The sequence below is a fragment of the Peribacillus sp. 05N428 genome (assembly GCF_056397085.1).
This window is the reverse complement of the sequence record NZ_JBFTMS010000086.1, coordinates 1-4,794: the sequence shown is the minus strand read 5'-3', so window position 1 is coordinate 4,794 and position 4,794 is coordinate 1. Positions and strand designations below refer to the sequence as shown.

At 34.2% G+C, this 4,794-nt stretch carries 6 protein-coding genes and 1 pseudogene; 4 read left to right on the top strand and 3 right to left on the bottom strand.

From position 1 onward, the window contains the following. Nucleotides 1–221 precede the first annotated feature (221 nt). The 3 genes and pseudogenes from AC1DIV_RS29515 (at nucleotide 222) to AC1DIV_RS29505 (ending at nucleotide 1,551) form a co-directional block, all read left to right on the top strand. Nucleotides 222–635: a YhfM domain-containing protein gene (locus AC1DIV_RS29515; RefSeq protein ID WP_477577931.1), complete on the top strand. Its 414-nt coding sequence runs from the start codon at nucleotides 222–224 to the stop codon at nucleotides 633–635. A gap of 148 nt (nucleotides 636–783) precedes the next feature. After that, nucleotides 784–1,198: pseudogene (locus AC1DIV_RS29510) on the top strand (hypothetical protein). Nucleotides 1,199–1,353: 155 nt separating this feature from the next. After that, complete coding sequence (locus tag AC1DIV_RS29505) at nucleotides 1,354–1,551, top strand: hypothetical protein (RefSeq protein ID WP_430114021.1); 198 nt, start codon at nucleotides 1,354–1,356, stop codon at nucleotides 1,549–1,551. Nucleotides 1,552–1,854: 303 nt separating this feature from the next. On the opposite strand, the gene AC1DIV_RS29500 is transcribed toward AC1DIV_RS29505, so the two are convergent. From AC1DIV_RS29500 to AC1DIV_RS29490, 3 genes are all read right to left on the bottom strand, one after another. Continuing rightward, nucleotides 1,855–2,481 (bottom strand): FMN-dependent NADH-azoreductase, encoded by a 627-nt coding sequence (locus AC1DIV_RS29500; RefSeq protein WP_364279327.1) that lies wholly within the window; start codon nucleotides 2,479–2,481, stop codon nucleotides 1,855–1,857. A gap of 71 nt (nucleotides 2,482–2,552) precedes the next feature. Then, nucleotides 2,553–3,137: a DUF3238 domain-containing protein gene (locus tag AC1DIV_RS29495; protein WP_477577930.1), complete on the bottom strand. Its 585-nt coding sequence runs from the start codon at nucleotides 3,135–3,137 to the stop codon at nucleotides 2,553–2,555. Nucleotides 3,138–3,276: 139 nt separating this feature from the next. Next, a complete protein-coding gene (locus AC1DIV_RS29490; protein WP_477577929.1) occupies nucleotides 3,277–3,861 on the bottom strand; it encodes a DUF3238 domain-containing protein in 585 nt (194 codons plus the stop codon). Between the two features lie 151 nt (nucleotides 3,862–4,012). Between AC1DIV_RS29490 and AC1DIV_RS29485 the strand changes: the two genes are divergently transcribed. After that, the gene (locus AC1DIV_RS29485) at nucleotides 4,013–4,486 is read left to right on the top strand and encodes a MarR family winged helix-turn-helix transcriptional regulator (protein ID WP_477577928.1); all 474 of its coding nucleotides are present in this window, start codon (nucleotides 4,013–4,015) and stop codon (nucleotides 4,484–4,486) included. Nucleotides 4,487–4,794: the final 308 nt, after the last annotated feature.

Here is a 4,794-nt window from a genome sequence, read left to right as displayed (position 1 = left end):
AAGATCCACCAAAAAAAGTTCAGCCTGGTTGTATTGTTATTTTCCATTATTGTCAAGGGGTTAATGGGTTAGACTCTATTTTGAGTTTAGATTTTCGTAGTAGATGGTGGCGGCGAGGAGCGCCGCCATAGGAGTTTCTTATGGAACTAACGGGGCAGGATAGTTGAAGATAAGCTGGAACTATTTTGTAATGTAAACGTCTAAATTTATGGAGGTGTATGATGAAAAAAATAATAAATTTTACTTCTCTTTTTGTCTTTATGGTGTTATTGGTCGGATGTATTGGGGAAGAAAAAGGACAATTATCAAGAGTAGATATTCAAAAAATTGATACAGAAGGAAAATACGAAGATGTCGTAATGATAACAGATAGAGAATCAATAGAGCTGCTAAGGCAGGCATTTGAACAAATCAAATGGGATGATAAAGTGGTTAAAATGGCTAGAAAACCAGACGTAGAAGCTACTTTGTTTTACACTTTTGATGAAAATAAACCTGAAAGACTTTATGAATATGAAATTTGGTTTAATGAAAGTTCAGGTACAGCAACAATTATTAGCAATAATGAAAACGAAAGTTATGGAGAGTTAGATAAAGATAATGCACAAGCCCTAAAAAATAATTTTCTTAATTAACAGTAACAGGTGCTTTAGCTGAAGATCAGAGCTGCCTTTAAGGCAGCAGTTTTTTCTTTATGGCACTAACGGGGCAGGTTAGCTTAATAAGAACACACCTAAAAATATGGTGTTTTATAGTAAAATCAAGGTGTGGGAGGGGTTGGAGATGAACAAAGAAATTGAAGAAATTATTGTTAAATCTTTTTTCACTAAAAGGGTTCAAGATAGGGTTTTATTCGAATTGTTTTTTAAAAAAAGATAAGAGGCATGATGCTTTAGGGCGGCTTTGTCATAATTATAGAACAACTCTTCGTATGGAATATATGAAAGAAATCCCAAAGCCAAATTCAGACTATGAAGAAATAGCTAAATTGCTAAAAAGATATGGGGCAGGAGATACTTGTTATGCAATTTCTTGGAGTGAAACCATTGATGGAAAAGAATTGCCCCTATTGGCTGCATTAGAAAAAGCCGTTGGATATGGGATGCCGTCAATTATCTCTTGTATTCCAGGAAAGTTGGCTTTTTTTGAAGCTGAACAGGAAGTCCTTCCATCTCCAAGATTTATTTTGAAAAGATAACTAAATGTTGTTGAGCTAACGGGTGCTTTACTTCATTACCAGGAGTTGATCAGCAGCTCCTTTTCTTATGCAACTATAGGGGCAGTTTAGTGGAAGAAGAATGTAGTATGTTATGATTAGCTAAAACAATGATTTAAGCAATAGGCGGTGTATGAATGGGATTGTTTTTTGAAAAAAGGAAACTAACTAAAAAGGATGTTATTCTTTTCATTTTAATATTTATAAACTTTATAATAAGTACCGTTGAGTATTTTACAGATTTAGATTTATATTGGTTATTTACAGTTGTGACAATAGGAATATTTGTAGTTGGTGTTTCTATTTATAGAGAACAGAAAAAGGATAAAAAATAAAAATCTTATTCAGCTAACGGGTGCGTTAGCGGTAGATCGGAGCTGTCTATAAGGCAGCTTTTTCTTATGGAACTAACGGGGCAGGTTAGTTCCATAAGGAAATCAAGTTTATATATATTTTGTCCATCAACTTTTCATTGTAATGCAATCCTTCTTTCTATCGTTTTATAAGATTAAAATGGAATTATTACATCAATTGGGTTCTAACTCCTCCCAAAGTAGCAAGATAAGCAAATAAAAAAAGCAGTACCACCACTATAAAAGTGTTGGTACTGCTATATTGAGTGACAAGTTTTTTATTAATTAAAACGTACTTGCTACTTTAACAGCTTTTTCAAGCCCTGCAGCAATAATTTCTTCTGCTTTATCTGCGAATTGGTTGTGACCTTCAATCACTATTTTCTCTATATCTTTTACACCGAAAAAGCCCATCATACTTGCTACATATTTAACAGCCATTTCCACTTCAGCTGCTGGTCCTTTAGAATACACACCGCCACTTGCATTTAATAATGCAATTTTCTTATTTCCAACAAGACCTACCGGACCTTCTGGCGTATATTTAAATGTTTTGCCCGCACGGTTTAAATAATCAATATATGTGTGTAGTACAGCTGGAATTGTTAAGTTCCATAATGGGAATCCAAACACAACTTTATCAGCTGCAAGGAATTGTTCTAAATATTTATCAGCAACAGTTACTGCTTTTGCTTCTTCTGCTGTTAAATCAAGTCCTCTACTAGCCTTAAATGTACCGTCAATCATATCTACTCCTACATATGGCAATTCTTCCTTGTATAAATCAAGTTCTACCACTGTATCATTTGGATGTGATTCTTTATAGCTTGCTAAAAAAGCCTCATATAATTTCACACTCACCGCCTGGTTTGCGGGGCGATTGTTTGCTTTTACAAATAATACTGTTGTCATTCTATTTTCCTCCTGTTACCCACTCTTATGTTGTTATATATTTATTCACTAAAAAGGGAATCCTATTGTCTTTACATTATCTTTTTAAAACTATATTCCATGTCTCCACCTAGAGCTTCAGGTGTATCACCAGTTTCTCTGAAGTCATGTGTATGAATCTTTTCAAACGGACCAAAGTTTACTTGCTTATAAAATTCATAACAAGGGAATCCGTCATGTGCACCTTGAATATCGATAGTACCATCTTTTTTGACATGTACAGTTAATAGATAATCAACGGGAGGTGCATATACATTTAATGGGTTGCTAGCACTAGCACTCATTTGAAATTTGACGTCATCTGATCTCCATACAACATCAGTGCACAAAATACCTTCCGTACTAGCTTTTCCTGTTTTTTTATTAACGGAACCATCAGGAGTTGTGATTCTTTCTGTTGTTATGCCAGTATTCGCATATGTGAAGATTTCTTTTTTATAAAAATCTACCACTACTTCTTGTTCAATTCTGGAACGCATAGCGTTTACAGCATATGGTGTAAATTCACGTGAGTCACCTTCGAATTGAATCACGTTTCCTGTTTGAGTATCTTTCTTAGGTTCAGTCCAAGACATTGGAATAAACACACTTGCTCTAACTTTAACGATATTAGTCATGAGACATACCTCTATGATTTTTAATTTTATGGATAATAATATTGAGTCATTGAGCAAAGCAGATCGCAATTTCTTTCGTATAAATTATTGCTTTTCCTTTAATATTTGCTTCTTGTAAACTTCTACTTAGTATTTATATCTAGATTGTCGTTTTAAAACTGTATTCCATTTCCCCAGCTAGCGCTGCTGGAGTGTCACCAGTTTTTCTGAAATCATGTGTATATATTAATTCAAATGGACCAAAATCTGTTTGTTTATAAAATTCATAGCAGGGGAACCCATCATGTGCACCTTCAATTTGTGCAACACCACTCTTGTTAACATGTATAGTTAATAAATAATCAGCCGCAGGTGCTGCTGCATTTAAAGGGTTGCTTGCACTTGCCCTCATTTCAAAAGAAATTTCATCAGTGCCCCACATAACATTAGTACATACAATATTTTCTGTACTTGTTTTTCCTTTTTTATAATCAATAGAACCATCTGGATTTGTAACTTTTACAGTTACGGTACAAGCATTTGTATAGGTGGAAATTTCTTTTTTATAAAAATCAATAATCACTTCTTGCTCTAATCTTGACCGCATAGTGTTTACAGCGTTTGGTGTAAATTCACGTGCATCACCAGTGTATTCGAATATCTTTTCTGTTGCAGGATCTTTAATAGGTTCCAACCAAGCATACGGTGCAAATACACTTCCTCTAATTTTAACGATGTTAGCCATGAGAACCCTCCATAATGTATTAATTTTGTTTCGGTGAATCCTATTTCTTTTATAATTGAACTATAGTCAACTTGATTGACTACATGGTGTATAGTACAATGGATTTCAAATAAAGTCAACCTAATTGACGTTATTTAAGGAGGTTTTATGTATGAATCATGAAGTATTTAGTGAATTGGATCTTACATCACTTTTATCATTATCCTTTAGTACATTAATTAATGAATTACATGACAGATTGAGTGAATTGGGATTTGGAGATATTAGACCTGCACATGGTTTTATGTTTAAATGCATCACTCCCAATGGAGCAACAGGTATAGAACTAGCCGAATATTTAGGAATTACAAAGCAAGCTGTGAGTAAAATGGTGGATTATCTTGAGAAAAGTGGCTATGTAATGCGCAAAGCTCATCCCACTGATAAGAGAGGGAAAATTATTGTTTTGACCGAACGAGGTTGGTTAGTAGTGAAAGCAAAAGAGAAAATACTAAATGAGATTGAGCAACGTTGGATTGAAAACATAGGTGCTGAACGCCTGAAAATGCTCAAAGAAGATTTAACAAAATTAGTTTTTGAAGAAAATGAAGATAAACTATCATCGAGGTTAAGACCTGTCTGGTAATTATAGAGTTTATAAACCATTAAAGGGTGCGATTCTTTAATAAGAATCGTATGTCTTAATGAACTACCATGAAAATAGACTTCTGGAATTTAGGGGAAAAGGCAATACTTAAGAAGACGCAGCTCATTGTTTTTTTTAAAAGGGGAGAGCGCCTAATTCACTGATTTATTGTAGGTAAGTGGACTGGATTAAGATGCTTCAGGTTCTTGTAATGTAACTGTGTATCCTAAACTTTCAAGTCTTCTTAGTGAATGCCGAAAAATTGATTGTTGTCTCTGTTTATCAAAGTAGTCTTCGCCTAAGTCTAC

Coding starts and splice junctions, on each gene's coding strand:
- AC1DIV_RS29495 (WP_477577930.1), bottom strand. CDS start 3,137: ATGACTAATATCGTTAAAGTTAGAGCAAGTGTGTTTATTCCAATGTCT.
- AC1DIV_RS29505 (WP_430114021.1), top strand. CDS start 1,354: ATGGGATTGTTTTTTGAAAAAAGGAAACTAACTAAAAAGGATGTTATT.
- AC1DIV_RS29485 (WP_477577928.1), top strand. CDS start 4,013: ATGAATCATGAAGTATTTAGTGAATTGGATCTTACATCACTTTTATCA.
- AC1DIV_RS29500 (WP_364279327.1), bottom strand. CDS start 2,481: ATGACAACAGTATTATTTGTAAAAGCAAACAATCGCCCCGCAAACCAG.
- AC1DIV_RS29490 (WP_477577929.1), bottom strand. CDS start 3,861: ATGGCTAACATCGTTAAAATTAGAGGAAGTGTATTTGCACCGTATGCT.
- AC1DIV_RS29515 (WP_477577931.1), top strand. CDS start 222: ATGAAAAAAATAATAAATTTTACTTCTCTTTTTGTCTTTATGGTGTTA.